The sequence below is a fragment of the Micrococcus sp. SL257 genome, assembly GCF_026625585.1.
In the GTDB taxonomy this organism is placed as follows: Bacteria; Actinomycetota; Actinomycetes; order Actinomycetales; family Micrococcaceae; genus Micrococcus; species Micrococcus luteus.
Map to the genome: position 1 here is coordinate 1,748,459 of NZ_CP113053.1, position 24,737 is coordinate 1,773,195.

The window sequence follows — 24,737 nt, forward strand, 5'->3', positions numbered from 1 at the left end:
CATGGTCTCACGCGCTCCGGCCTCAGCGCGGCGCGTCATCCCCGGGCTCGGCATAGCGGTCCCGGACGAAGGCCTGCAGGCGACGGGCGAGCGCCTGCAGCGTCTCGGCGGCGAAGTGGTCCTCCCGCCACGCCGCGTGCAGTCGTACCGCGAGCGTCCGCCCCTGCGCGATGACCCGCACCGGCGTCAGCCCGAAGGCCGGGTCCTCGGTGACGACGGCGACGCCCGCCCCCGTCGCGACCAGGGCCTGGGCCACCCGCCCGGAGTTCGCCTCGGTGAGGGCCGGCGGCGTGAGGCCCGCCACGGCCACGGCGCCGTCGAGGACGCGCCGCGCCATGAAGGTGCGGGCGGGCGCGACGACGGGTTGGGCCACGAGCTCGTTGAGGGACACTCGCGTCCGGCCCGCCCAGGGGTGGCCCGGGGCGACGTACGCCCAGACCGGCAGGTCCATCAGCGGCAGCGACGCGACGGAGGGCGGCGGCACCGTCGGCATCACCACGAGGTCGTGCCGCGCGACGGCGTCGAGCAGCGAGTCGTCCAGCTGGGTCTCCGCGACGCGCGGGCGCGGGTCCTCCTCCCCGAAGGTGGCCACGAACGGCAGCACGACGTCGATGAGGGTGGTGCCCGGTGCGGCCACGGCCACGTCCGTGAGCCGACCGGAGGCGAGCGTGCGGGCCGCCTGCTCCGCCCGGCGATGGGCGACGAGGACCTCGCGCGCCACCGGGAGGAACGCCTCGCCGGCCGTCGTCAGCTCGAGCCGGCCACCGACCCGGGCGAACAGGGGCAGGCGCAGCTCACGCTGAAGCCGCTGCAGCTGCCGACTGAGCGCGGACTGCACGAGGTCCAGGCGGATCGCGGCCCCCGAGACCGTGCCGACCTCGGCCACGGTGACGAAGGCCCTGAGCAGTTTCTCCTCCATGCCGGATGAGCATAGCCGGCATGCCGGATCATCACTGGACGGCATGGAGTCGATACCCCACCATGGGAGGACGCGGCCCGACGCGTCGTCGTCGTGCCCACCCGTCGTCCACGCTCCCCGTGAGCCGTCCCCAGGAGGCATCCCCATGACCGCCACCCCCGACCTCGAGCAGACCCGCCATCTGGCCACCGAGCTGCCCGGCCCTCGCTCCCGTGAGCTCGCCGAGCGCCAGAAGCGCGCCGTCCCGGCCGGCGTGGCCACCACCATGCCGGTGTACGCGGCCCGCGCCGCGGGCGGCATCCTCGAGGACGTGGACGGCAACCGCCTGATCGACCTGGCCTCCGGCATCGCCGTCACCTCCGTGGGCGCCTCCCACCCGCGCGTCGTGGCCGCCGTCCAGGAGCAGGTCGCGCAGTTCACCCACACCTCGTTCATGATCACGCCCTACGAGGGCTACGTGGCCGTGGCCGAGCAGCTGGACCGCACCAGCCCGATCCCCGGCGAGACCCGCACCGCCCTGTTCAACTCCGGCGCCGAGGCCGTGGAGAACGCCGTCAAGGTGGCCCGCGCCTACACCGGCAAGCAGGCCGTGGCCGCGTTCGACCACGCCTACCACGGCCGCACCACCCTGACGATGGCGTTGACCGCCAAGTCCATGCCCTACAAGCACAGCTTCGGACCGTTCGCCCCCGAGATCTACCGCGTGCCCGGCTCCTACCCGCTGCGGGACGGCCTGTCCGGCGCCGAGGCCGCGCAGCGTGCCATCTCCGCGCTGGAGAAGCAGATCGGTGCCGACGACCTGGCCGCCGTGATCATGGAGCCGATCCAGGGCGAGGGCGGCTTCATCGTCCCGGCCGAGGGCTTCCTGCCGGCCGTGGTCGAGTGGTGCAAGGCCAACGACGTCCTGTTCATCGCGGACGAGGTCCAGTCCGGCATCGCCCGCACCGGCGCCTGGTTCGCCTCCGAGACCGAGGGCATCGAGCCGGACCTGATGGCGACCGCCAAGGGCATCGCCGGCGGCATGCCGCTGTCCGGCGTCACCGGCCGCGCCGAGGTGATGGACTCTGTGCACCCGGGCGGCCTCGGGGGCACCTATGGCGGCAACCCCGTCGCCACGGCGGCGGCGCTCGCCGTGTTCGAGGCCGTCGAGGAGGACGGTCTCCTGGAGAAGGCCCGCCGGATCGAGCAGGTCATCCGCGAGCACTTCGCGCAGAACGCCGACGACCGCATCGCCGAGGTCCGCGGCCGCGGCGCGATGATGGCGATCGAGTTCGTGGACCCCGCCACCGGCGAGCCGGACGCGACGCTGACCGCCACCGTGGCCGCGGCCGTGCGCGCCACCGGCGTCATCCTGCTCACGTGCGGCACCTACGGCAACGTCGTCCGCTTCCTGCCGCCGCTGACCATCGGTGAGGACCTCCTCAAGGAGGGCCTGAGCGAGGTCACGAAGGCGCTGCAGTCCGCCTGAGCCCCCGCCACCGGCGGACCGACGACGACGGCCCCGCATCCCTGCCCGGGATGCGGGGCCGTGCGCCTTTCGGCAGAGGCCTCAGATGTCGTCCTCGTACGCGGGGCCGCCTTCGTTCTCCAGGGCCTCGAGGCGCCGGGACTTCTCGGCGGTGAAGATCCGGCGGACCCCCGTGCCGCCGAACTCGTCCTCCGGGACCAGCCCGACGCCGTACTTCCGCAGGGCCTTCTCCAGACGCAGACGCTCGTCCACCCGCAGGTCGGCCAGCCCCTTCTCGAAGCGGCGCAGCTGCTCCTTCTCGAGGCCTGCCGCGGTGGCCAGGGTGCGGACACTGACCTGGGCGAGAGCGCGGCCGGCACGCGCCACGTCGAAGGTCATGGGGGTGGGGTACATCAGACATTCTCGATTCTGCAGTTCTCGACGGGGATCCGCTCCATGATGGCCACGCCCCGGATGAAGGGACAAGGGCGCGCCAGCCTAGAACCCGCTGTGCGGCAGGCGCGTCGCTGACCCATCGCTCCCGCCACGCCGGCGGGACGCGGACGGGCCCGCCTCCGGTCACCGGAGGCGGGCCCGTCGTCGTCGTGGGGTGTCAGTCCTGGACGAAGTACATCTGCTTGTTGACGAACTCGTCCATGCCGAGCGGGCCGAGCTCGCGGCCGAAGCCGGAGCGCTTGATGCCGCCGAACGGGATCTCCGCCCCTTCTCCCGCCGGCGTGTTGACGTTGGCCATGCCGACCTCGAGCTGCCGGGCGATCCGCTCGGCCTGAGCCTCGTCCTGGGAGAACACGGCGCCGCCCAGGCCGTACTGGGAGTCGTTGGCGAGAGCGAGCGCCTCGTCCGCGGACTCCACCTTGTAGACGACGGCGACGGGGCCGAAGAGCTCCTCGCGGTAGGCGTCCATCTCGGAGGTGACGCCCGTGATCACGGCCGGGGCGAAGCGGGCGCCCGCCTCGTCCGTGACGGTCCCGCCGACGTGGACGGTCGCGCCCTGCTGACGGGCCCGCTCCACCTGCTCGGCCAGGCCCTCGGCGGCACCGCGCGAGGACAGCGGGGTGAACACCGTCGGGTCCTCGTCGGCGGCCTCCCCGGGCTTCATGGCCTCGGCCAGGGACACCAGCTCGGCCACGAAGGCGTCATGGATGTCCGCCGAGACGATCATGCGCTTGTTGGAGTTGCAGGCCTGGCCCATGTTGTACATGCGGGTCGCCCACGCGGTGCGGGCGGCCTCGGCCGGATCCTCGGCGTCGAGCACGATGTACGGGTCCGACCCGCCGAGCTCGAGGACGGCCTTCTTGAGGTGCTGGCCCGCGAGCGCGCCGATCACGGAGCCGGCCCGCTCGGAGCCGGTCAGGGAGACGCCGGCCACGCGCGGGTCGGCGATGAACTCGGCGATCTGGTCGTGCGTGGCGAACACGTTGGTGTACACGCCGGCCGGCACGCCGGCGTCGTCCATGATCTGCTGCACGGCCAGGGCCGAGCGCGGGCAGATCTCGGCGTGCTTGAGCACGATCGCGTTGCCGAGCATGAGGTTCGGCGCGGCGAAACGGGCGATCTGGTAGTACGGGAAGTTCCACGGCATGACGCCCAGCAGCACACCCAGGGGCAGGTGGCGGATCATGGCGCGGCCGCCCCCGTAGGTCTCGATGGGGCGGTCCGCGGCGAGGGTGGGGCCCTTGTCCGCGAAGTAGCCGAAGATGGCCGAGCTGAACTCCGCCTCCTCGACGCCCTCGGTCACGCGCTTGCCCATCTCGGTGGCGATGATCTGCGCGAGCTCGTCTTTGCGCTCCTCGAAGAGGTCCGCGACCTTCTGCACGATGGTGGCGCGTTCCTCGATGGGGCGGGCGGCCCATGCGCGCTGGGCGGTCTCGGCGGCGGCCAGCACCTGGTCGACCTCACCGTCGGCGAGGGCGGGGAAGGTCTCCACGACCTGGTCGGTGCTGGGGTCCTGCACGCGATAGCCGGTGGGGGTGCTCATGAGTGGGTCCTCTCGTTGGGGTCCCGGACCACGGCAGTGCCGTCGTCGTCCGGACGGATGATCGGGATGGGTCGGGTCGAGTCCGTCTGCGGCAGGGTCTCGCCACGGAAGTAGGCCGGGTGGCGCAGCCGCGTCCACATCATCAGTACCACGCCGATGGCCAGCACGCCCATGCCCAGGATGAACACGGTGCCGACACCGAACACGGAGGAGCCGGAGCCGTAGTCGGGGTCGGTGGAGTCCATCGCGGTCACGCAGAACATCACCAGCAGCACGAGGCCGCCGATCAGCGGGAACAGGAAGGTGGTGAGGGCGTTGCCCACCGAGGTGAACCACTCGCGGCGGAAGTACCAGACGCAGGCCAGGGCGGTGATGCCGTAGTAGAAGCAGATCATCAGGCCCAGAGCGGTGATGGTGTCCCACAGGGCGTTCTCGGAGAGCAGCCGCGTGACGACGTAGAAGAGGCCGGCGAAGCCCGCGCACACCCAGGTCGCGAAGGCCGGGCTGTTGAACCGGGGGCTCAGCTCGGCGAAGCGCGCGGGCACAGCCCGGTAGAAGCCCATCGCCAGCAGGGTGCGGGCCGGGGAGACCATGGTGGACTGCAGGGAGGCCAGGGAGCTGACGAGGATCGCGCTGGACATGATCACGGCAAAGGGGCCCAGGATCGGGCCGGCGAGGACCGCGAAGATCGACTCCTGGTTGTCCGGGTTGCCCGCGCCCAGGCCCTCGGAGCCGATGCCCGCCCAGGAGATCACGGCCAGGGCGGACAGGATGTAGACGGCGATGATGACGAACACGGTGACGGCGGCGGCCCGGCCGGGGGTGCGCTCGGGGTCCTTGGTCTCCTCGTTCATCGTGAGGGTCACGTCCCAGCCCCAGAACAGGAAGATGGACAGGGAGACGCCGGCCGCGACCACACTGAAGTCGCCCGCGGTGAACGGGTTGAACCAGTCCAGCTGCACCGGGGTGGGGTCGAAGCCCGCGCCACGGGAGGACTGCGTCAGGGCGGCGACCGCGAACGCACCGAGGGCCAGGATCTGGAAGGCCACCAGGATGTACTGCAGGTGCTTGGTGGTCTCCATGCCGCGGTGCGAGATCCATCCGGCCAGGGCCAGGTACACCAGGGTCAGGGGGATGTTGACCCACAGGTTGCCGGCCAGGTCCGCGATGGCCTGGCTCCCGGTGATCTGGGCGAGCAGCAGGAACGTGAAGTCGACGGCGACGGCCGCCAGGTTGGACAGCACGATCACGGAGGCGGCGATGAGCCCCCAGCCGCCCATCCACCCGACATACGGCCCGAAGGCGTGCGTGGCCCAGGTGAACGACGTGCCGGAGTCCGGCACCCGCGTGTTCAGCGCCCGGTAGCCGAGGGCCACCAGGAGCATCGGGATGAAGCCGAGCAGCAGGATCGCGGGCACGTGGGTGCCGACGGTGCTGATGGTCGGCCCGAGGCCCGAGGTCAACGTGTAGGCGGGGGCGACGACGGAGACGCCGATCACCACCGCCCCGAGCAGGCCGACCTTGCCGGCCTGGAGCCCCTTGTTGCTCACCCCGCCCGGGTTGAGCAGGTTGACCTGCTCGATGGCGGAGGTGGTCGGGTACACGTGCTCGTGTCCCTCATTGTCGACGACGCGGCGTCGTGGGGTGGATGCGCTCATGAGGATGTCCTTGTCCGTCGGGCCGGTCAGCCGGTGGGCTGCCCCGCGTCGGTGGCTTCCCGCTCGGCGATGGCCAGGGCGGCGGCCTCGCCCATGCGGATCGCGCCGTCCACGTGCTGGTAGCCCTCGGCTGCGATGTCCGAGCACGCGTAGTGGATGGGACCGGTCGGGCGGTTCTGGAGGTGGCCCCAGCGGGAGAGCCCGCCGAGGTCGTAGCTGGTGGCGTAGGCGCCTCGGGTCCACTCCTCGGCGGCCATGTCCGAGAGGAAGAACGCGATCGGCTCGAGGGTCCGGGGGCCGAGGTACTCGGCCATGGCGCCGAGGATCGCGGCCTTGCGCTCCTCCTCCGGCAGGGCCCACATCTGCTCCGCGTACACGTCGGACACGAAGCCGACGAGGGTGCCGTGCGGGTCCTCCTTGCCCGGGGCGCCACCGGCCAGGTTCTCGCCGCGGTTGGTGTTGTCATAGATCTCCTGGACGAGACGGCCCCCACCGAAGCACGTGCCGGACAGGCCCTCCTCGCGCCAGAACGGGGTCTCGTACACGGCGTGCACCTTGATGACCAGGCCCATGGAGATGTGCTGGTGCGCGATCTGCTGCTCGCGCGGCATCGGCGGCTCGAAGGAGATGCGGCTGTAGAGGTTCGGCGGGACGGCCAGGACCGCGTAGCGGGCGTGCACCTCGTAGTCGTCAGTGAGCGCCACGACGTCGCCGGCGGCGCCGTCGTGCGCCACGCCGTTGCGCACGTCTGCGGCCACACCGTTCTTCTCGTCCGCGGTGGACGGGTCCGGCTCGGCCCAGCGCAGGGTGCGCACCGGCTGGCCGAGGACGACGTCGTCGCCCAGCTCGGCGGCCATGGCCAGGGACACGGACTGCATGCCGCCCTCGACGCGCTTGTCCAGGATGAAGTCCTCGTCCACCAGGTTGCGGAACGACCCCGCCGAGGCGGACATGAGCAGCGCCTGGAGCAGGGAGAAGGTGTGGGAGGGCTTGGTCAGCATGCCGGAGGCGATGTAGATGGAGACGTTGTCGATGGCCTCCGGGTCGTCGGACTGCTGCTCCAGCCAGTGCCGGAAGGAGATCTTGTCCAGCTCGGCGGCCCGCGGGTGCTCCCACGGGGCGGCGGCGTCGATCTCGGCGGTCAGTTCGTCGATCTTGGCGATCAGGCGATCCATCTCCCGGTCCGTCTTCTCGGCCACCGGGAAGTCGAGGCCGTCGTAGACGTGGCGTTCTCCGCGCGGGTCCACGTAGACGTTGCGACCGTCGCGGAAGCGGGAGAACGTCGGCAGGCCGAGCTCCTCCACCAGGGAGATGAGGCGGGTCTGGTCCGGGGAGATCCACTGGCCGCCGATCTCGATGAAGTGGTCCTTGCCGTCGGCGCCCTCGACCAGGCCGTTCCAGGTGCGGCCGCCGACGCGCCGGCGAGCCTCCAGGACGGTGACGGACAGGCCCTGGGCCTTCGCGGTGCGGGCGGCCATGAGGCCGGCCGGGCCGGCGCCGATCACGACGACGTCGCTCGTCCGGCGCTCGCGGCCGGCGGTGGCGGGGGCGGTGGTCATGGGGTGCTCCTCTGGCGGGGACGGGGCATCGGGCGGGGCCCGGGTGAATGCCGTTCATTTAGAGGTTCGGCGCTCACTGTACGGGCCGCGCGCCGGGAAGGGAAGGCTGGTCCGTAGCCGGCCTGACACCTCCTGCCCGTCCGACGGGTCAGAATGGCCGGATGGACGAGACCACTGAACCGCCCCGGGCGCGCCGCCGCCGCGGACGACCTCTCTCCCCCGCTCTGAGCCGCGAAGCGATCGCGGACGCGGCGCTCGCGGTCGCCCGCACCGAGGGATACGAAGGGCTCACCATGGCGGCGGTCGGCCGTCGCCTGGGCGTGGCGCCGAGCGCGCTCTACAACCACATCAGCGGCAAGCATGAGCTGCTCGTCCTGCTGCAGGACGCCGTGATGGGCGAGGTCTCGCTCGTCGAGCTGGAGGCCGCGATCCGGGGCGAGGTGCCCGTCGTCGCCGCCCTGCGGGCGTGGGCGCGCTCCTACCGCGACGTCTTCGCGGCCCATCCGCCGCTGATCCCGCTCATCGCGACCCTGCCGATCGAGGGAGCCCCGTCGACGCAGCGGGTCTACGAGACGGTGTGCGCGGTGTTGGCCCGGACCGGTCTGGCGCCGGAGCAGGTGCTGGCCCGGGTGATCGCGCTCGAGTCGTTCATCTACGGGTCTGCGTACGACGTCGACGCTCCGGCCGACATCTTCGAGGTGGCGGGGGCGCAGGAGCGCCTGCCCGCGCTTGGCGCGGCCGCCGAGGCCTTCCGGGCGGGCGGGGGCACGCGCGCGACGGGGGCGCGGAACCCCTATGCGGACGCACCCTTCGAGGAGGGACTGGACCTGCTGCTGGCGGGCCTCGGCGACTGACCCGCGGACTGCCGGCCGCGTGTCAGGCCGGCACGGACGCGCCGCCCCTGTGTGTGAGAGGGGCGGCGCGTCGACGGGGCCGTGTGCGGCGGGCCGTCAGCGGGTCAGGCCGAGACGACGGCGGGCCGCGACCAGCACCCCCGCGGCGGCGGCGCCGAGGCCGGCCAGCCACCAGCCGGTGGACTGCCCCGTCTCGACGGTGTCCGGGGTCGTGTGCTGCTCGTCGGCGTCGTCCTCGACCGGAGCGGGCTGTTCCTCCTCATCCTCCGGAGCCGGGGCGGCCTCGTCGCCCCGGAACGCGGCGAGCGCCGCTGCGGTGTCCGGGTCGGTCAGGTCGAGCGGCTTCCCGTTGAGGACGCCGTCCTCGGCATCGAGGAAGCCGTCGTACGCGGCGGAGATCTCCTCGCCGACATGCACGGTGACGGTCTGGACGTGGGCGACGTGGTCGCTGTGGAAGTCGACGGTGAAGGTGTCCGTACCGACGAAGCCCTCGTCGGGGATGTACCAGGCACGGAGCTCGGAGTGCTCCGAGTCACGGAACGCGAAGACCTCACCGTGGGCCGGCTCGGCCACGACCGCCGCGTAGGCGTCCTCCATCGTCGGCGCGGCGACCAGGTGGACGATCTCAGCGCCCGCCACCCCGGGAGCCAACTGCATGGCCGAGTCCCAGACCAGGGGCCGGTCCCCGAGGTCGGCCGTCTGCGGGCCGTCGACGGCGTGCACGGCCGCCCCCTGATCGTCGGCGAGGTCGGCGTCCGCCTGGAGCGTGATGCCCATGTTCAGCATCTGCCCGTCCACCTCCACGTCGTACCGCACGAGGCCTTCACCGGCCGCGCCGAGCGCGCGGCGGGTCTCCAGGACGTCCACCGCGCCGCCGTCGATGACGTCCAGGGCGGTGAACTCCACCTCCTGGCCGCCCTCCAGGCGGGTGCCGTCCTCGGCCACCGGGGTGAGCGTGAGCGTGAGGTCCTCCGGGTCGTAGCCGTCGTAGGTCTGGAAGAAGGCGGCGGTGACGTTCTCGTGGTCGACGGCCTGGAAGTAGCCGGCCTGGGGGCCATGGGCGTCGTCCCAGGCCGCGGCGGGGCCGGCGAGGGCGACGGTGGTGATGAGGCCGGCGGCGGCGACGGCGGCGGGCAGGTGACGGAGGGAGGGACGACGGGTACGGATGACGGACATGGCAGCTCCTCACTGAGTCGGCCGGACAGGGCCGGCGGCCCCCGCCCCTGCAGCACCGGTGGTCCGGGCTCGATGGGCGGGGTCGCCTCGAGTCTGTCCGCCGAGAGCCTGCCGTGAAAGGGCTGTGCGACGTCGATGCGTGATCGACGCTGGAGCGCAACCCGGTCGTGACCGGCGTGGGTGCCGTGCGGGAGGGGAGCGCAGAGTGGCCACGACGGGGCCGCCACGACGACGAAGGCCCGGTCCGTACGGACCGGGCCTTCTGACGGGTGGACCTAGCGGGAGGCTTGTCGAAACTTGCCCCTGCGCTGGTTCGTATGGGGCGGCTGCACCGAGCGATCCGCGCCCGCGCGGCACGTGCCACCCATCGGCGAGTGGCGCCGGACAGCATGCAACGCAGAGTCACCGGCGAGGCGCTCGAAGCTGCGGTAGCGCGCTACCGCGCTGGAGAGACTCTTCGCGCGATCGCCACCGATGTCGGTCTCAGTCGTCACGGACTGGCGGCATTGCTCCGGGAGCGAGGCGTCCGCATACGGCGGGCGACCCCTTCCGCTGCAGAGGTGCGCGACATGGTTCAGCGTTATGCGAACGGAGAGTCGCTCGGGTCAAGCCCCTTGTGGTGGTGTAGCGGTTGGATCCTTCGTTGGGGTTGTCAGGCGCTGAGCTCGAGGGCAGTGTCGGTGTCGGTGCCCACCTCGCTTCCGGTGTCCTCGACGGGGGTGAGGCGGCAGCGGGCGAGGACCTCGAGGCCGAGGTAGCGGCGCCCTTCGGCCCATTCGTCGGTCTGCTCGGCCAGCACCGCACCCACTAGCCTGACGATGGCCGCCCGGTTGGGGAAGATGCCCACCGCGTCGGTGCGACGGCGGATCTCCCGGTTGAGCCGCTCGGCCGGGTTGTTCGACCAGACCTGCGTCCAGACGTCCTTCGGGAACGTCGTGAAGGCCAGGATGTCCGCCCGGGCATCACCGAGGTGCTCGGCCACCGCCGGGAGCTTCTCGCTCACGTAGTCCAGCAGCCGATCGAACTGCGCGTTCACCGCCGTGGCGTCGGGCTGGTCGTAGACCGAGTGGAGCATGGCCTTCACCGCCGGCCACATGGACTTCGGGGTGATGCCCATCAGGTTCGCCGCGTAGTGGGTCCGGCACCGCTGCCAGGTGGCGCCGGGCAGGTTGGCGGCGATGGCGTCCTTGAGCCCGGCATGGGCGTCACTGGTGACCAGGCGAACCCCGGCCAGGCCCCGGGCCACGAGGTCAGCGAAGAACTCGTTCCACGCCGCACCGGTCTCACTGGTCGCCACGCGCATCCCCAGGACCTCGCGGTGGCCGTCACCGTTGACCCCGGTAGCCAGCAGCACCACCGCGTTGACCACCCGCCCGCCCTCGCGGACCTTCATCGTCAGCGCGTCCGCGGCCACGAACGTGAACGGACCGGCCTCATCCAGGGGCCGGTGGCGGAAGGACTCCACGTGTTCATCCAGGTCCGCGGCCATCCTGGAGACCTGGGACTTGGAGAGGGCATTGATCCCCAGGGTCTTGACCAGCTTGTCCATCCGCCGGGTACTCACCCCGGCCAAGTAGCAGTCCGCCACCACGGTGATCAGCGCCGACTCCGCTCTCTTTCGGCGTTCCAGCAGCCACTCCGGGAAGTACGTCCCAGAGCGCAGCTTCGGGATGGCTACATCGACCGTGCCGACCCGGGTGTCCAGGTCCCGGTGCCGGTACCCGTTGCGCTGGGCGGACCGTGTCGGGGTGGGCTTGCCCCATTCGGCGCCGACCACCGCGTCGGCATCGGCGGAGAGCAGGGTGTTGATCATGGTCTGCAGCAAGTGGCGCATCATGTCCGGGGACGCTTCGGACAGGGCTTCGCTCAGCAGGCCGGCAGGGTCGAGAATATGAGGAGCGGTCATCGTGATGACTCCATTCGAGGGTGCTGTGAGAGGTTCACTCGAAGGATCACACGGTGGCCGCGTCCACGTCTGAGACGACGTGCCCGACCACCGGGCGCTACACCACTATGCGGGACTCAACTGTCGCTCGAACGTGTTGGTGAGCGCCAGGGGTTCTCAGCGGGCACAGTTCGGAATCATCTGATCGCTGCGGGAGTGGCTTTGCGTGACCCCCAGGGGCGTGACAGATAAAGACGCCGCGGCCGGGCAGTCCCCATTGGGTAGACCATGCCGTCGCACGTCTACAGGTAGAGGAGGGTGTCGGCGACTGCCTCTGGCAGGCGTTCGATGGCGCCGGAGCGTTCGCTCAGGGTGCGCAGGTTCCACCACGTTCGGGCGCGGACCTCTTCGGGCGTCTTGTTCCAGATCTGGCTGAGCAGGTGTTCGATGCGCTCTGTGTCGGCAGGTTTGCGGGCCCGGATCTTGCGAGTCGGGAAGTCTGTCTCGCACAGGACTCGTTCCGGGGGCAGTTGCCTGATCTGGTCCTCGGACATCGCGGCGTTGACCGAGAAGTACGCGTCGGTCTCAATCGCGCCAGCGATGTCGGTGGAATCACCGTTGAACCAATGCAGGATCGCACCCCGCATGCCGGCGGCCTGGAGGTGTTCGACGACCTCGGTTGCGAGGCCGTTGCTGTGGATGGAGACGAGTACCGGTTCGCTGCGGACGATGCTCAGTACGTCCTTGAAGATCGAACGCTGGCGTACCAGGTCGCCGCCTCGGCGGTCGAGACCGATTTCCCCGACCAGGGCGAACGAGCCGAGCAGAGCGGTGAAATGTTCGGGGTCCCATGCCTCGCGCGCTGTCGCTAGGCCGGGGTGGACGCCGATCCCCCAAACGAGCGCTGGATCTCGCCGGTTCTTGACTTTGCGGGCTTCGTCCAGGCTCCGGGTCATGGCGAACACGACGGATTGTCCGAGGGCCGCGATCTGTGTCGGTGTGACGTCCGGCGCGATGTGGGCGTGGGCGTCTAGTGCGGGGAGAGCAGACCTGCTCATATCAGGGTCACCTTTCCAAGTTCGGCGAGACCTCGGCGGGCGAGGTCGCTGATTTCGTCCAGGTCGGCGTCTGGGGGCCAGGTTCCTGCGTCGATCACGTCGTCGTCGATGCCGCGAGTTGTTGCGTACGAGATGGCGGCGCGGTCGCTGTAGCGCCGGTCAAGGAGTTCGAGCCGCGCGTTTCCAGTGAGTCCGTCGGACAGGTAGCTGGTCGAGTCGTTGACCCCCGCCGCGATGAATGCACCCCTGCGAGTGACGCATGCGTAGCAGAGGCCACAGTTGAGGGTCGAGTTTCCGCCCTTGATCCGAGCGCCGTCGAGTTTGCTACAGGACACCGTGAGCCCAGCGATGCGGTCCCAACCACCCGGTGGGTGGCTATCAGCGACCAGCCGCATCTCCTCCCCCTTGGTGAAAGTGGCGAAGGGATTAGTCACGGCGAGTGACAGGTTAAGGCTCTGCAGGAGCAGGTTGACCCGATAGAAGGTCTCGGGGTGGGTAGAACGAGTCGAGAGCGCGCCGGCCCGGTTGGGGTGTAGGGGGAGATTGAGACTGGTGAATCCGTTCTCGGTCAAGCCCCTTGTGGTGGTGTAGCGGTTGGATCCTTCGTTGGGGTTGTCAGGCGCTGAGCTCGAGGGCAGTGTCGGTGTCGGTGCCCACCTCGCTTCCGGTGTCCTCGACGGGGGTGAGGCGGCAGCGGGCGAGGACCTCGAGGCCGAGGTAGCGGCGCCCTTCGGCCCATTCGTCGGTCTGCTCGGCCAGCACCGCACCCACTAGCCTGACGATGGCCGCCCGGTTGGGGAAGATGCCCACCGCGTCGGTGCGACGGCGGATCTCCCGGTTGAGCCGCTCGGCCGGGTTGTTCGACCAGACCTGCGTCCAGACGTCCTTCGGGAACGTCGTGAAGGCCAGGATGTCCGCCCGGGCATCACCGAGGTGCTCGGCCACCGCCGGGAGCTTCTCGCTCACGTAGTCCAGCAGCCGATCGAACTGCGCGTTCACCGCCGTGGCGTCGGGCTGGTCGTAGACCGAGTGGAGCATGGCCTTCACCGCCGGCCACATGGACTTCGGGGTGATGCCCATCAGGTTGGGCGTGTCAGATGGTCTGTGTAAGCCGTACCGAGAGGAACGGTAAGAATCATGACCATGATCGACGAGAAGAACCCAGGCGAGCCCTCGGGCCAGGACCTGGTCGAGCAGCTGAAAGCCTCAGGGCAGCTTGATTCCCTATTCGCGCAGATCGACGCGGGCGGCGTCGAGCTCACCGGTGACGGCGGGTTCGTGCCCGCGCTGGTCAAGGCCGCGCTCGAGCGGGGCCTGCAGGCCGAGCTGACCAGCCATCTGGGCTACGAGAAGGGCTCGAGCGAGGCGCCGAAGCACGCCAACTCCCGCAACGGGACCACCCCGAAGACCGTGGAGTCCGAGGTCGGGCCGATCGAGCTGGACGTCCCGCGAGACCGGGGCGGGTCGTTCACCCCGCGCCTGGTGCCCAAGGGCCAGCGGCGCCTCGGGGGCCTGGATGACATGATCATCAGCCTCTATGCCGGCGGAATGACGATCCGGGACATCCAGCACCACCTGGCCTCCACGATCGGCACGGACCTGTCGCACGAGACGATCTCCAACATCACCGACGCCGTGAGCGAAGAGGTCCTGGCGTGGCAGTCGCGGCCGCTGGAGGAGTTCTATCCGGTGATCTATCTCGACGCAATCCGGATCAAGATCCGAGAGAACAGCCAGGTCCTCAACCGTGCCGCCTACATCGCCGTCGGCGTGGACCTCGAGGGCATCAAGCACGTGCTGGGGATCTGGGTCCAGGACACCGAGGGCTCGGCGTTCTGGGCCCACGTCTGCGCCGATCTCGCCAACCGGGGCGTGCAGGACGTGCTGATCGTGTGCTGCGACGGGCTCAAGGGCCTGCCGGAGGCGATCGAGGCGACGTGGCCGGACTCGATGGTCCAGACCTGCGTGGTTCACCTGATCCGGGCCGCGATGCGGTTCGTGGCCTACCAGGACCGCAAGAAGGTCGCCGCCGCGCTGAAGCCGATCTACACCGCCCCCAACGAAGAGACCGCGAGGAAGGCGCTGGCCGAGTTCGAGGCCTCCGAGCTCGGCACGAAGTACCCGTCTGCAGCCGCGACCTGGGCGAACTCCTGGGAGCGGTTCATCCCGTTCCTGCAGTTCCCACCCATGCTCCGCAAGGTCATCTACACGACCAACAGCATCGAGTCGCTGAACTTCCAGCTACGGAAGGTGACCAAGAACCGCGGCCACTTCCCCTCGACCGAGGCGGCGGTGAAGCTGCTCTGGCTGGCGATCTGCAACATCGAAGACAAACGCGCCGCCGAACGCGCTCGGGACCGGGGCAAACCCGCCGGCCAGCGCAAAGCCCAGGGCCGGCTCGTCGAAGGTCAGGCCGTCACGAACTGGAAGCAGGCCCTCGCCCAGCTCGCCGCGGCCTACCCCGACCGGATCAACCCCTACCTGTGACCACCCCGCTTACACAGACAAGTTGACACGCCCCACGATCGCGAGCCGGAGCTGGTCGAAGGACTGCCAGCGACGCCGGTTCAGCACGTTCTTCTGCAACAGCGCGAAGAAGGATTCCATTGCCGCGTTGTCCCCAGCAGCACCGACCCTGCCCATCGACCCGACCAGGCCGTTGACCCGCAGCGTCTCCACGAACCGGCCGGCTCGAAATTGCGATCCTCGATCCGAATGCACCCGGCAACCCTGCACCTCGGCCTTGCCTCCACGCCGGGCCAGAGCCATCTGCAGGGCGTCCACGGCCAGCTGCGAGCTCATCCGCCGATTGATCGAGTAGCCCACGATCCGGTTCGAGAACACGTCCTTGACCGCGCAGAGATAGAGCTTGGAATCCCCGGCCCAATGCTCTGAGATGTCCGTGAGCCACAGCTGGTTCGGCTTCTCAGCGCGGAACTCACGACGAACCAGATCATCATGAACGGCAGGGCCAGGACGCTTGCCCGAGCCGCGACGGATCGAGTGGCAGCAGCGGACCTTCACGAGCCGACAGGCCTTCAACACCTGATGGTCCGACACGGCCAGGCCACGGCCGCGGAGCTCATCAGCCAGGAACCGGTATCCGAACTCCGGGTCATCGGCATGGGCATCGAGGACGGCGTTGGCGGCATGCGCGTCGGACCATTCCCGCTCGCTGACAGGTTCGGCCAGCCACTGGTAGTAGGCCTGACGGGAGAACCCGAGGACCCGGCAGGAGAGTTTCACGGGAATCCCGTCGCGGGCCAGGTCCTTCACGACGGGATAGGTCATTTTGGGGACTGACCGAATTTCAGGTTCGCCTGGGACAGATACGCGGCCGCACGCCGTAGGACCTCGTTCTCCATCTCCAACTCGCGGTTGCGGCGCTTGAGAGCCTTCAGCTCCTCGTTCTCAGCCTTGGTGATGCCGGGCCGGATCCCGGCCTCGACATCATCCTGGGCCAGCCAGCGCCGTAGGCAGGACTCGGCGATGCCGAAGTCCTTAGCGACCTGCGCGATCGGCATCTGACCCTTACGGGCGATCGCGACCACGTCCTGGCGGAACTCTCGGGGGTATGCAGCGGGCATGAGGCCATCCTTCCAGCAGTCCCTCCCGGGACCACAGATCAGATGTCAACCAAACTCACGGCAGACCCCTCCTGGAGACGCAGCGGGACAAGCTCGAAGCCGAGCGCCTCAAGCTCGTCCAGGCCCACTACGCCGACGCGATCCCCCTCGACCTCCTAAAGAGCGAACAGGAACGCATCCGCACCAGCCTCGACGCGATCACCAACCGGCTCGACAGCCTCACCGACACCTACGCGACCGCGCGCACCGGGCTCGATCAGATCGCGGACGTCCTCACCGATCTCGGGGACCTCTACGCCAAGGCCGAGCCAGCTGAACGCCGCATGCTCAACCCGGCCCTCTTCACACGCATCATCGTCGACGAGGACGAACAGGTCAGCTACACGCCCGACGAGCCCGTCGCCAGCGTCCTCGCCCACACCGGCACCGCCGTGACGAGCGACATCCACGCAAAAACGAACCTGCCCCGTCATCAGACGGGGCAGGTTTCGATCTTCTCAACTTACGTGGAGGTAAGGGGATTCGAACCCCTGACCTTCTGCATGCCATGCAGACGCGCTACCAACTGCGCCATACCCCCAGGTGGGTGGTGACTCCGTTCCCGGCGGGCCGGCCGGAGCACCTGGATAGGATACCCAGCCTGCGGCGGCCGTGCAAACCGGCCCGGCGGCGTCGATGGACCGCCGCGGCCCCACGGCCTAGCGTGCAGGGGACGCCCCCATGCCCGCCGCCAGACCAGGAGGTCCTGCATGTCCCCCACCGACGCACCGATCCGCACCGCGCTGATCGGCTACGGGTTCGCCGGGAAGACGTTCCACGTCCCCCTGCTCCATGCCACGGAGGGACTCACGCTCACCCACATCGTCTCCAGCCGCCCGGACGCGGTGCACGCGGACCTGCCGGACGTCGTCGTGGTGCCCGACGTGGACGCGCTCCTGGCGCGCCACGACGTGGACCTCGTGGTGATCGCCGCCCCGAACGACCAGCACACGCCGCTCGCGCGCGCGGCCCTGAGGGCGGGCAGGCACGTGGTGGTGGACAAGCCCTTCACGCTGGGTCTCGCCGAGGCGCGGGAGCTGCGCGACCTCGCGGCCGAGACGGGGCGGGTGCTGCGGGTGTTCCAGAACCGCCGCTTCGACAGCGACTTCCTGGGCATCGCCGAGCTGGTCCGCTCCGGCCGGCTCGGGGACGTCGTCCACCTCGAGTCCCGCATCGACCGCTTCCGCCCGACCGTCCGGGACCGCTGGCGGGAAGCTGCGGTGCCCGGGGGCGGCATCTGGTTCGACCTCGGCCCGCACCTGATCGACCAGGCGCTCCTGCTCTTCGGCGTCCCCGAACGCGTGGACGCCGACCTCGCAGCTCTGCGCCCGGGCGCCCCGGTCGAGGACTGGGCGCACTGCGTGCTGCAGTACCCGGGCCGGCGCGTGGTCCTGCAGGCATCGATGCTCGTGGCCGGCGGCAGCCCGCGCTTCGCGGTCCACGGCACGCGCGGCTCCGCGGTGAAGGAACTGCCGGATCAGCAGGAGGGGCAGCTGCGCGCGGGTCTGCTCCCCGGCGCCGAGGACTGGGGCGTCGACCCCGATCCGATCCTCCTGCACGACGGGGAGGGGAACATCGAGCGCGTCCCCGCGCCCACCGGAGCCCAGCAGCGGTCCTACACGGGCGTGCGCGACGCGATCCTGGGCCGCCCGAGCGGCGACGCCGCCACCCCGGACCAGGCCGTCGCCGTGATGGCGGTGCTCGAGGCCGCCGTTGCCTCGGCGCGGGAGGGCCGTGCGGTGGAACCCGCACTCACGGCGGTGGAGCGCGCCGCGTACCCCGGCGTGTCCCCCGCACGGACCGCGGCGGAGCGACATCACCGCAGTGCAGCAGCGCGGTGATGTCGCAGGGCGGCGGTCGCCGCCCGGCCCCGCACGGGAGCCCGACGACGACGAAGGCCCGGTCCGCATGGACCGGGCCTTCTGACTGGTGGAGGTAAGGGGATTCGAACCCCTGACCTTCTGCATGCCATGCAGACGCGCTACCAACTGCGCCATACCCCCAGATGTGGGCGTCACCCGCGATGTCCACGCGCCGTTTCCGGCCCGTTCGCCTCGCTGGCAACTCGACCAGCGTACACGGTCCCCGCGCGGGCGCCAAATCGGCGTCCTGGCCGGGGCGCCCTCAGATGTTGTAGCCCTCGAGGGTCCAGTCGCCCCAGCCCTCGGCCCCGGTGTTGGCAGTGAACGCGCCCTGCAGTACGGCGGCGCGGGCGTTGCCGATCCGTTCCATCGCCGCGAAGGCCTCGCCCTCGTGACGCAGGAGCAGCCCCGTGGCCGCGCGGATCAGCGCACCGTGGGCCACGGCGAGCAGGGTCTGGGCACCACCGTCGCGCGGGGTGTCCGCCCAGTGCGGGGGAACGTGTCCGCGCAGCGCACGCAGGGCCCGCTCGCCGCCCCCGCGCAGGGTCTCCCCGCCCACGGGGCCGGCGTCGAGCGCCGGCTCGGCCCGCCAAAGGCGGTGCTCGTCCGGCCAGCGTTCCGCGATGGCACTGAGCTCCAGGCCCTCCCACTCTCCCCCGGCCAGCTCCATCAGCTCCGGGTCGACGGCCACGGACGCCGCGCCCACCCGGGCCTCGAGGACGATCTCGGCCGTGCGGCGCGCCCGGGCCAGCGGGGAGCACACGGCCACGAGCTCCTCCGCGTCCTCGACCAGGTCACCCACGGGCCCGCCGGCGGCGCGGCGGGCCTGGCGCTCCCCCTCGGCGTTCAGCTCGATGTCCGTGTGCCCCTGGTAGCGGTCCAGGACGTTCCAGTCGGTCTCGCCGTGACGCAGCAGGATCAGGCGCATCTCCCGGCCCGCTCAGGAGGCGTGCGAGGCGGAGGCGCCGTCGTCCTGGGTGGCCGCGTCCGGTCGGGTGCTCTCCTCCGGCAGGCCGAGGTCGATCGCCGGGGTGTCCTTCCACAGGCGGTCCAGCGCGTAGAACTCGCGGTCCTCGCGATGCTGGACGTGCACCACGAAGTGTCCGTAGTCGAGCAGCACCCAGTGGCCGTCGGACCGGCCCTCGCGACGCAACGGCTTGAGCTGCTCGTCCTTCAACAGCGCCTCCTCGACGCCGTCGACGATCGCGTTGACCTGACGCTCCGAGGCGCCGGAGGCGATCAGGAAGGCGTCGGTCAGGCCGAGCCGCTCGGCGACGTCGAACGCGACGATGTGCGTGCCGAGCTTGTCCGCGGCGGCGGCCGCGGCGGTGGTGAGGGCGTCCAGGGTGGTCTGGGGAACGGTCACGAGGTCTCCTCTTCCGAGACGTAGAGGTGGTGCTTGGCGATGTATTGGACGACGCCGTCCGGGACGAGATACCAGACGGGCCGGCCCCGGCGGACGCGCTCCCGGCAGTCCGTGGAGGAGATCGCCATGGCGGGGATCTCCATCAGGGAGACGTCGGCGCCCAGGCCCATGTCCGAGAGGTCGTGGCCGGGACGGGTGACACCGACGAAGTGCGCCAGGTCCCAGAGTTCGTCCACGTCCTTCCACGTGAGGATCTGGCCCATCGCGTCCGCGCCGGTGATGAAGAACAGCTCGGCGTCCGGGTGCAGGCGGCGCAGGTCCCGCAGCGTGTCCACGGTGTAGGTCACGCCGGGGCGGTCGATGTCCACGCGGGAGACGGTGAACCGGGGGTTGGAGGCGGTGGCCACCACGGTCATGAGGTAGCGGTCCTCGGCCGGGGAGACCTGCCGGTCCGACTTCTGCCACGGCTGACCCGTGGGGACGAAGACGACCTCGTCCAGCTCGAACTCGGCGGCCACCTCGGAGGCGGCCACGAGGTGCCCGTGGTGGATCGGGTCGAAGGTGCCGCCCATGATGCCGAGGCGACGACGGCGCGCGCCCCCGGCGGTGGGCGCGGGCACGGGGGTGCGGGAGGCGACGGTCATGCGCTCAGGAGACGAACGGACGGCCCGCCACGCAGCCCCCGGCAGGGGCGACGACGCGGCGGGCCGGTGAGACGTCAGTGACCGGAGGTGTGCGAGCCGCGGCCGGTGCCGTGGTGCTGGACCGCGGTGGTGGGCTCGGGCAGGCGCAGCGCGCGGGAGCGCATGGACATGGTGGCGGCCAGGGCGGCCATCAGCAGCGCGAAGACGAGCAGGCCGTACCAGATGGGGTCCATCGGCAGCTCGTTGACGACGTGGTGGCCCTCCTCGGCGGCGGCCAGGATCAGGGCGGTGTTCAGCATGGATGCTCCTCGGTGCAGCGGGTCAGACGGCCGGGCCGGGGCCGGGCCGAAGGGGTCCTGGTGTCCATCGTAGCCCGGCTCAGCGGCGGATCTGCCCGTCGCCGCGCAGGATCCACTTGGTGGTCGTGAGCTCCTCCAGGCCCATGGGCCCGCGGGCGTGCATCTTCTGGGTGGAGATGCCCACTTCGGCGCCGAGGCCGAGCTCGCCGCCGTCGGTGAAGCGCGTGGACGCGTTCACGATGACGGCCGCGGCGTCCACCTCGGTGATGAACCGTTCGGCCGCGGCCAGGTCGTTCGTGACGATGGCCTCGGTGTGGCCCGTGGACCACCGGCCGATGTGCTCGATCGCCTGGTCGAGGGAGTCCACGACGCGCACGGCCATCTCCATGTCCAGGTACTCGGCGCCCCAGTCCTCCTCGGTGGCGTCCACGGCGTCCCGGGCGTGGTCGCCACGGTCGGCGAGCGTGGGCAGCCAGGCCCGCGCGGCCTCGTCCACGTGCAGCAGTACGCCGGCACGGGTGAGGGCGCGCAGCACCTCTCGGCCCACCTCCTCCGCGTCCCGGTGGAGCAGCAGGGTCTCGGCCGCATTGCACACGGAGGTGCGGTGGGTCTTCGAGTTGAGAGCGATGTCCACCGCCATCTGCTTGGGTGCGGAGGCGTCCACGTACAGGTGCACGTTGCCCTCACCCGTCTCGATCACGGGCACCCGGGCCTCGCGGACCACGCGCTGGATCAGCTCACGGCCGCCGCGCGGGACGAGGACGTCCACCGCGCCACGGGCGGCCATCAGGGCCGCGACGCCGGGACGTCCCAGGTCGTCGATGCCCTGGATGATGTTGGGGTCGAAGCCCTGGTCCACGAGCGCCTCCCGCAGCACCTGGGTCAGGACCGCGTTGGTGGACTCCGCGGCCGAGCCGCCGCGCAGGATCACGCCGTTGCCCGACTTCAGGGCGATGCCGGCGATGTCCACCGTGACGTTCGGACGGGCCTCGTACACGGCGCCCACGACGCCCAGGGGCACCCGCACCTGGCTCATCCGCACACCGTTGGGCAGCGGACCGCCGCGGACCACGGTGCCCACGGGGTCCGGCAGGCCGGCCAGGGTCTCCAGGGCGAGGGCCAGCGCCTCGACGCGCGCCTCGTCCAGCTTGAGGCGGTCCAGCAGGGCCGCCGAGGTGCCGGCCTCGCGGCCGCGGCCGCGGTCCTCGCGGTTGGCCGTGATGATCGCGGCCGCGTTGGCGCGCAGGGCCTCGGCCATGTGGCGCAGGACGGCGTCCTTGCGGGCGCGGCCGGCGGTGGCCAGCTCGGGCACGGCCTGACGCGCCCACTCGGCCCGCTGGCGGACGGCCTCCTCGACCTCGGGCGTCGGCGCCTCGGCGTCCTGGCGGCCGGACTGATCCTGGGGTGCGGTGCTCTCGGTGGTCTGCATGCCGCCAGCCTATCGAGCGCCCCGGACGAGGCACGAGGCCCGGTCCGTCGACTCGGCCGGAGCCCGTGCCGGTCAGCGCTGCGGCGGAGCCAGGCGCACCCAGTCGTCGGCGTGCACGACGACGCCGTCGTAGCCCGCGCCGAGGTCCTCGCGGAGGTCGGCGGTCGTCCGCCCGAGCATGGCGGGCAGCTGCGACGAGGAGTACTGCACGAGGCCGCGCGCCCGCACCCGGCCGTGCGCGTCCACGATCTCGACGACGTCGCCCGGCGTGAAGTCGCCCGTGCAGCCGGTGATGCCCGCGGCCAGCAGGGAGCGGCCGCGGTCGATCGCCCCGGCCACCGCGCCATCGTCGATGACGAGCCGGCCCCGGACCTCCGCCGTGAGGCCGAGCCACGCCGCGCGTGCGGACCGGCGGCGGCCGGTGGCGGAGAACCACGTGCCCACGTCCTGCCCCGCGAACGCGGCGCCCGCGTTCGCGGCCGAGGTGAGCAGGGTCGGGATGCCGGTGGTGGCCGCGATGCCGGCCGCGTCCACCTTGGTCACCATGCCGCCCGTGCCCACGCCCGCGGAACCGGGCACACGCACGTCGACGCCGGCCAGATCGTCGTCCGAGGCGACCTCCGGGATGCGCCGCGCGTCCGGGTTCGAGGGGTGGCCCGTGTAGAGGGCGTCCACGTCCGAGAGCAGGACCAGCAGGTCCGCCTTGCAGAGGTTGGCGGTGAGGGCCGCGAGGCGGTCGTTGTCGCCGAAGCGGATCTCACGCGTGGCCACGGCGTCGTTCTCGTTCACGATCGGCATCACGTCGAGCGTGAGCAGCCGCGACAGGGCGCGGTGCGCGTTCGTGTACTGGGTGCGCCGCATGAGCTCCTCGGCGGTCAGGAGCACCTGGGCCACCTCGGTGTCGTGCCGGCCGAAGCTCGTGGTGTAGTGCGCCATGAGCTTGCTCTGGCCCACCGCCGCGGAGGCCTGCTGGGTGGCGGTGTCCTTGGGGCGTCGGCCCAGTCCGAGGTGGGGGAAGCCGGCCGCGATGGCGCCGGAGGACACGAGCACCACCTGGGTGCCCTTCTGCCGTTCGGCGGCGAGGACGTCCACGAGCCGGTCGATGGCCGCCACGTCCAGGCCGTCCGGGGTGGTCAGCGAGGACGAGCCGATCTTCACGACCACTCGGCGTGCGGCCTGCATCGTCTCCCGCGAGGTCACGGGGTTGGCCCGCGGGTCCTCGGAGCCGCGCGTGGCGGGGGTCGGATAGCGGGTGACGACGGTGCGCCGCACGGACATGGATCATCCCTCTCGATCGTCGGTGTCGTTCCACAGGCCGGAGCGTCGCTCGGCCTCCATCTCGGCCCGGGTCGCCGCACGGGCGGCCCGGCGGGCATCCTGCTCGGCGCGCTTCTCCGCGCGGGTCGCGCGGGTGCGCTCGTCGAGCCGCAGGTCGGTGCCACGGGGCCCGGCGAGCAGCTCGGCTCCCGCGGACAGCGTGGGCTCCCAGTCGAAGACCACGCCCGTGACGTCGTCGCCGATCACCACGGCGTCGCCCGGCCTCGCGCCGGCCTTGAACAGGCCGTCCTCGACGCCGGCCCGCTGGAGCCGGTCCGCCAGGTAGCCGATCGCCTCGTCGTTCTGGAAGTCCGTCTGGGCCACCCACCGCTCGGGCTTCTCGCCGCGCACGCGGAACAGCGGCTCGAGGTTGCGTTCCTCGCGGCGGATCGTGAATTCGGCCCGCTCGCCGCGGCGGCGATGCCGGCGCGGCACCTCGACGGGCGCGGCCGGCGCGGGCTCGACCACCCGGGAACGGGCCTCCGCCACGAGCTCGGCCATGGCGTACTTGAGGGCGTCCAGGCCCTCGCGGGCCAGCGCGGAGATGTCGAAGACCCGCAGGCCACGGCCCTCGAGCTCGTCGCGGACCATGTCCGCCATCGCGGCGCCGTCGGGCAGGTCGGTCTTGTTCAGGGCGATGAGGCGGGGCCGCTCGTTCAGCGGTACGACGCCCTCCCCGCCCTGGGAGAAGACGGGCTCCACCGCGTAGGCCTCGAGCTCGGCCTCGATGGCCTCGAAGTCGGCGATCGGGTCGCGGTCGGACTCGAGGCTGCCGCAGTCGAGGACGTGCACGAGCGCGGCGCAGCGCTCGACGTGGCGCAGGAACTCCAGGCCGAGGCCGCGGCCCTCCGAGGCACCGGGGATCAGGCCCGGGACGTCGGCCACCGTGAAGCGCACGTCGCCGGCCTGCACGACCCCGAGGTTGGGCACGAGCGTGGTGAACGGGTAGTCCGCGATCTTGGGACGGGCCGCAGACAGGGCAGCGATGAGGGAGGACTTGCCGGCCGAGGGGAAGCCCACGAGCGCGACGTCCGCCACGGTCTTGATCTCGAGCGTCAGGTCCCGGCTCTCCCCCGGCAGGCCGAGCAGCGCGAAGCCGGGCGCCTTGCGCTTCACGGAGGCCAGAGCCGCGTTGCCGAGGCCGCCCTGACCGCCGGCGGCGGCGACGTAGGTCGCGCCCTCCCCCACGAGATCGGCCACGATGTTGCCCTGCTCATCCTTGACCACCGTGCCGTCCGGCACGGGCAGCACGAGCGACTGGCCGTTCTTGCCCTCGCGGTGGTCGCCCATGCCCGGCTGGCCGTTCTCAGCGGACCGGTGCGGGGCGTGGTGGTAGTCCAGCAGCGTGGTGGTCTGCGAGTCCACCACGAGGGTGATGTCGCCGCCGTCGCCCCCGTCGCCGCCGTCGGGGCCACCCAGGGGCTTGAACTTCTCGCGATGCACGGAGACGCACCCGTGCCCGCCGTTGCCGGCGGTGAGGTGGAGGACCACGCGGTCCACGAAGGCTGCCATGGGAGTGCTCCTAGGGGCTGGAGGGATCGGACTCAGACGGCCCAGGGGCCGGAGACGCCGACGGCGGGGGCGGGTCCGGTGGATGCCGGGCCCGCCCCCGCCGGGGCGTCAGGGGGTGCGGGTGTCC

23 protein-coding genes, 2 tRNA genes and 1 pseudogene are annotated in these 24,737 nt (G+C 71.1%); 4 read left to right on the forward strand and 22 right to left on the reverse strand.

Going from position 1 to position 24,737, the window contains the following annotated elements; translation table 11 throughout:
* Positions 1 to 22: 22 nt before the first annotated feature.
* The gene (locus OVA32_RS08060; RefSeq protein WP_267713984.1) at positions 23 to 919 is read right to left on the reverse strand and encodes a LysR family transcriptional regulator; all 897 of its coding nucleotides are present in this window, start codon (positions 917 to 919) and stop codon (positions 23 to 25) included.
* A gap of 145 nt (positions 920 to 1,064) precedes the next feature.
* Here OVA32_RS08060 and gabT point away from each other — a divergent pair, with 145 nt between their 5' ends.
* Positions 1,065 to 2,387: a 4-aminobutyrate--2-oxoglutarate transaminase gene (gene gabT, locus OVA32_RS08065; protein WP_098092935.1), complete on the forward strand. Its 1,323-nt coding sequence runs from the start codon at positions 1,065 to 1,067 to the stop codon at positions 2,385 to 2,387.
* Between the two features lie 81 nt (positions 2,388 to 2,468).
* On the opposite strand, the gene OVA32_RS08070 is transcribed toward gabT, so the two are convergent.
* The 4 genes from OVA32_RS08070 to OVA32_RS08085 all read right to left on the reverse strand — a co-directional run bounded on the left by OVA32_RS08070 (position 2,469) and on the right by OVA32_RS08085 (position 7,582).
* The gene (locus OVA32_RS08070; protein WP_017487866.1) at positions 2,469 to 2,780 is read right to left on the reverse strand and encodes a hypothetical protein; all 312 of its coding nucleotides are present in this window, start codon (positions 2,778 to 2,780) and stop codon (positions 2,469 to 2,471) included.
* A gap of 199 nt (positions 2,781 to 2,979) precedes the next feature.
* A complete protein-coding gene (locus tag OVA32_RS08075; protein ID WP_060973868.1) occupies positions 2,980 to 4,365 on the reverse strand; it encodes an NAD-dependent succinate-semialdehyde dehydrogenase in 1,386 nt (461 codons plus the stop codon).
* Complete coding sequence (locus tag OVA32_RS08080) at positions 4,362 to 6,023, reverse strand: APC family permease (RefSeq protein WP_036316957.1); 1,662 nt, start codon at positions 6,021 to 6,023, stop codon at positions 4,362 to 4,364. The genes OVA32_RS08075 and OVA32_RS08080 overlap by 4 nt, the downstream gene beginning before the upstream one ends.
* Positions 6,024 to 6,049: 26 nt before the next feature.
* Positions 6,050 to 7,582 (reverse strand): flavin monoamine oxidase family protein, encoded by a 1,533-nt coding sequence (locus OVA32_RS08085; protein ID WP_041103003.1) that lies wholly within the window; start codon positions 7,580 to 7,582, stop codon positions 6,050 to 6,052.
* A gap of 161 nt (positions 7,583 to 7,743) precedes the next feature.
* Between OVA32_RS08085 and OVA32_RS08090 the strand changes: the two genes are divergently transcribed.
* A complete protein-coding gene (locus tag OVA32_RS08090) occupies positions 7,744 to 8,436 on the forward strand; it encodes a TetR/AcrR family transcriptional regulator (RefSeq protein WP_036381598.1) in 693 nt (230 codons plus the stop codon).
* A gap of 96 nt (positions 8,437 to 8,532) precedes the next feature.
* Here the strand turns inward: OVA32_RS08090 and OVA32_RS08095 are convergent, their stop codons facing one another.
* The 5 genes and pseudogenes from OVA32_RS08095 to OVA32_RS08115 form a co-directional block, all read right to left on the reverse strand.
* On the reverse strand, positions 8,533 to 9,612 hold the full coding sequence (locus OVA32_RS08095) for a hypothetical protein (RefSeq protein WP_036381595.1): 1,080 nt from the start codon (positions 9,610 to 9,612) through the stop codon (positions 8,533 to 8,535).
* Between the two features lie 652 nt (positions 9,613 to 10,264).
* Complete coding sequence (locus OVA32_RS08100; protein ID WP_041103000.1) at positions 10,265 to 11,518, reverse strand: IS256 family transposase; 1,254 nt, start codon at positions 11,516 to 11,518, stop codon at positions 10,265 to 10,267.
* A 281-nt stretch (positions 11,519 to 11,799) separates the two neighbouring features.
* Positions 11,800 to 12,555: a TatD family hydrolase gene (locus OVA32_RS08105; RefSeq protein WP_041102998.1), complete on the reverse strand. Its 756-nt coding sequence runs from the start codon at positions 12,553 to 12,555 to the stop codon at positions 11,800 to 11,802.
* A complete protein-coding gene (locus tag OVA32_RS08110) occupies positions 12,552 to 13,127 on the reverse strand; it encodes a hypothetical protein (protein ID WP_267713993.1) in 576 nt (191 codons plus the stop codon). The genes OVA32_RS08105 and OVA32_RS08110 overlap by 4 nt, the downstream gene beginning before the upstream one ends.
* Positions 13,128 to 13,170: 43 nt before the next feature.
* Positions 13,171 to 13,644 (reverse strand): annotated as a pseudogene (locus OVA32_RS08115) (transposase); the annotation flags it as partial.
* Between the two features lie 54 nt (positions 13,645 to 13,698).
* On the opposite strand from OVA32_RS08115, the gene OVA32_RS08120 reads away from it, so the two are divergent.
* Entirely contained in the window at positions 13,699 to 15,042 is a 1,344-nt protein-coding gene (locus OVA32_RS08120; protein WP_042752856.1) for an IS256-like element ISMlu11 family transposase, read from the forward strand.
* A 9-nt stretch (positions 15,043 to 15,051) separates the two neighbouring features.
* On the opposite strand, the gene OVA32_RS08125 is transcribed toward OVA32_RS08120, so the two are convergent.
* The 4 genes from OVA32_RS08125 to OVA32_RS08140 form a co-directional block, all read right to left on the reverse strand.
* Positions 15,052 to 15,846, reverse strand: a complete 795-nt coding sequence (locus OVA32_RS08125; RefSeq protein WP_185194703.1) for an IS3 family transposase — start codon at positions 15,844 to 15,846, stop codon at positions 15,052 to 15,054.
* On the reverse strand, positions 15,843 to 16,142 hold the full coding sequence (locus tag OVA32_RS08130; RefSeq protein WP_185194702.1) for a transposase: 300 nt from the start codon (positions 16,140 to 16,142) through the stop codon (positions 15,843 to 15,845). The genes OVA32_RS08125 and OVA32_RS08130 overlap by 4 nt, the downstream gene beginning before the upstream one ends.
* A gap of 155 nt (positions 16,143 to 16,297) precedes the next feature.
* The gene (locus OVA32_RS08135) at positions 16,298 to 16,615 is read right to left on the reverse strand and encodes a hypothetical protein (protein WP_052520104.1); all 318 of its coding nucleotides are present in this window, start codon (positions 16,613 to 16,615) and stop codon (positions 16,298 to 16,300) included.
* Positions 16,616 to 16,649: 34 nt separating this feature from the next.
* Positions 16,650 to 16,722, reverse strand: a tRNA-Ala gene (locus OVA32_RS08140).
* Positions 16,723 to 16,891: 169 nt separating this feature from the next.
* On the opposite strand from OVA32_RS08140, the gene OVA32_RS08145 reads away from it, so the two are divergent.
* Positions 16,892 to 18,022: an oxidoreductase gene (locus tag OVA32_RS08145; RefSeq protein WP_041104886.1), complete on the forward strand. Its 1,131-nt coding sequence runs from the start codon at positions 16,892 to 16,894 to the stop codon at positions 18,020 to 18,022.
* A gap of 86 nt (positions 18,023 to 18,108) precedes the next feature.
* Here the strand turns inward: OVA32_RS08145 and OVA32_RS08150 are convergent.
* The 8 genes from OVA32_RS08150 to obgE all read right to left on the reverse strand — a co-directional run bounded on the left by OVA32_RS08150 (position 18,109) and on the right by obgE (position 24,610).
* Positions 18,109 to 18,184 (reverse strand) — tRNA-Ala (locus OVA32_RS08150).
* 121 nt (positions 18,185 to 18,305) lie between these two features.
* Positions 18,306 to 18,971 carry a histidine phosphatase family protein gene (locus tag OVA32_RS08155; protein WP_041104888.1) on the reverse strand — a complete coding sequence of 222 codons (666 nt, stop codon included), beginning with the start codon at positions 18,969 to 18,971 and terminating at the stop codon, positions 18,306 to 18,308.
* Positions 18,972 to 18,983: 12 nt separating this feature from the next.
* Positions 18,984 to 19,409 carry a ribosome silencing factor gene (rsfS, locus tag OVA32_RS08160; RefSeq protein WP_036316941.1) on the reverse strand — a complete coding sequence of 142 codons (426 nt, stop codon included), beginning with the start codon at positions 19,407 to 19,409 and terminating at the stop codon, positions 18,984 to 18,986.
* On the reverse strand, positions 19,406 to 20,053 hold the full coding sequence (gene nadD / locus OVA32_RS08165; protein WP_041104890.1) for a nicotinate-nucleotide adenylyltransferase: 648 nt from the start codon (positions 20,051 to 20,053) through the stop codon (positions 19,406 to 19,408). The genes rsfS and nadD overlap by 4 nt, the downstream gene beginning before the upstream one ends.
* Before the next feature lie 74 nt (positions 20,054 to 20,127).
* On the reverse strand, positions 20,128 to 20,352 hold the full coding sequence (locus OVA32_RS08170; RefSeq protein ID WP_041104892.1) for a hypothetical protein: 225 nt from the start codon (positions 20,350 to 20,352) through the stop codon (positions 20,128 to 20,130).
* Positions 20,353 to 20,431: 79 nt separating this feature from the next.
* On the reverse strand, positions 20,432 to 21,781 hold the full coding sequence (locus tag OVA32_RS08175; protein ID WP_041104893.1) for a glutamate-5-semialdehyde dehydrogenase: 1,350 nt from the start codon (positions 21,779 to 21,781) through the stop codon (positions 20,432 to 20,434).
* Between the two features lie 72 nt (positions 21,782 to 21,853).
* On the reverse strand, positions 21,854 to 23,059 hold the full coding sequence (proB, locus tag OVA32_RS08180) for a glutamate 5-kinase (protein WP_041104895.1): 1,206 nt from the start codon (positions 23,057 to 23,059) through the stop codon (positions 21,854 to 21,856).
* Positions 23,060 to 23,062: 3 nt separating this feature from the next.
* Complete coding sequence (gene obgE, locus OVA32_RS08185) at positions 23,063 to 24,610, reverse strand: GTPase ObgE (RefSeq protein ID WP_041104897.1); 1,548 nt, start codon at positions 24,608 to 24,610, stop codon at positions 23,063 to 23,065.
* Between the last annotated feature and the right edge of the window lie 127 nt (positions 24,611 to 24,737).

Excerpts from the sequence above, each read along its gene's own strand:
- OVA32_RS08060 (WP_267713984.1), bottom strand. The coding sequence starts at position 919 with ATGGAGGAGAAACTGCTCAGGGCCTTCGTCACCGTGGCCGAGGTCGGC.
- gabT (WP_098092935.1), top strand. The coding sequence starts at position 1,065 with ATGACCGCCACCCCCGACCTCGAGCAGACCCGCCATCTGGCCACCGAG.
- OVA32_RS08070 (WP_017487866.1), bottom strand. The coding sequence starts at position 2,780 with ATGTACCCCACCCCCATGACCTTCGACGTGGCGCGTGCCGGCCGCGCT.
- OVA32_RS08075 (WP_060973868.1), bottom strand. The coding sequence starts at position 4,365 with ATGAGCACCCCCACCGGCTATCGCGTGCAGGACCCCAGCACCGACCAG.
- OVA32_RS08080 (WP_036316957.1), bottom strand. The coding sequence starts at position 6,023 with ATGAGCGCATCCACCCCACGACGCCGCGTCGTCGACAATGAGGGACAC.
- OVA32_RS08085 (WP_041103003.1), bottom strand. The coding sequence starts at position 7,582 with ATGACCACCGCCCCCGCCACCGCCGGCCGCGAGCGCCGGACGAGCGAC.
- OVA32_RS08090 (WP_036381598.1), top strand. The coding sequence starts at position 7,744 with ATGGACGAGACCACTGAACCGCCCCGGGCGCGCCGCCGCCGCGGACGA.
- OVA32_RS08095 (WP_036381595.1), bottom strand. The coding sequence starts at position 9,612 with ATGTCCGTCATCCGTACCCGTCGTCCCTCCCTCCGTCACCTGCCCGCC.
- OVA32_RS08100 (WP_041103000.1), bottom strand. The coding sequence starts at position 11,518 with ATGACCGCTCCTCATATTCTCGACCCTGCCGGCCTGCTGAGCGAAGCC.
- OVA32_RS08105 (WP_041102998.1), bottom strand. The coding sequence starts at position 12,555 with ATGAGCAGGTCTGCTCTCCCCGCACTAGACGCCCACGCCCACATCGCG.
- OVA32_RS08120 (WP_042752856.1), top strand. The coding sequence starts at position 13,699 with ATGATCGACGAGAAGAACCCAGGCGAGCCCTCGGGCCAGGACCTGGTC.
- OVA32_RS08125 (WP_185194703.1), bottom strand. The coding sequence starts at position 15,846 with ATGACCTATCCCGTCGTGAAGGACCTGGCCCGCGACGGGATTCCCGTG.
- OVA32_RS08130 (WP_185194702.1), bottom strand. The coding sequence starts at position 16,142 with ATGCCCGCTGCATACCCCCGAGAGTTCCGCCAGGACGTGGTCGCGATC.
- OVA32_RS08135 (WP_052520104.1), bottom strand. The coding sequence starts at position 16,615 with ATGACGGGGCAGGTTCGTTTTTGCGTGGATGTCGCTCGTCACGGCGGT.
- OVA32_RS08145 (WP_041104886.1), top strand. The coding sequence starts at position 16,892 with ATGTCCCCCACCGACGCACCGATCCGCACCGCGCTGATCGGCTACGGG.
- OVA32_RS08155 (WP_041104888.1), bottom strand. The coding sequence starts at position 18,971 with ATGCGCCTGATCCTGCTGCGTCACGGCGAGACCGACTGGAACGTCCTG.
- nadD (WP_041104890.1), bottom strand. The coding sequence starts at position 20,053 with ATGACCGTCGCCTCCCGCACCCCCGTGCCCGCGCCCACCGCCGGGGGC.
- OVA32_RS08170 (WP_041104892.1), bottom strand. The coding sequence starts at position 20,352 with ATGCTGAACACCGCCCTGATCCTGGCCGCCGCCGAGGAGGGCCACCAC.
- OVA32_RS08175 (WP_041104893.1), bottom strand. The coding sequence starts at position 21,781 with ATGCAGACCACCGAGAGCACCGCACCCCAGGATCAGTCCGGCCGCCAG.
- proB (WP_041104895.1), bottom strand. The coding sequence starts at position 23,059 with ATGTCCGTGCGGCGCACCGTCGTCACCCGCTATCCGACCCCCGCCACG.
- obgE (WP_041104897.1), bottom strand. The coding sequence starts at position 24,610 with ATGGCAGCCTTCGTGGACCGCGTGGTCCTCCACCTCACCGCCGGCAAC.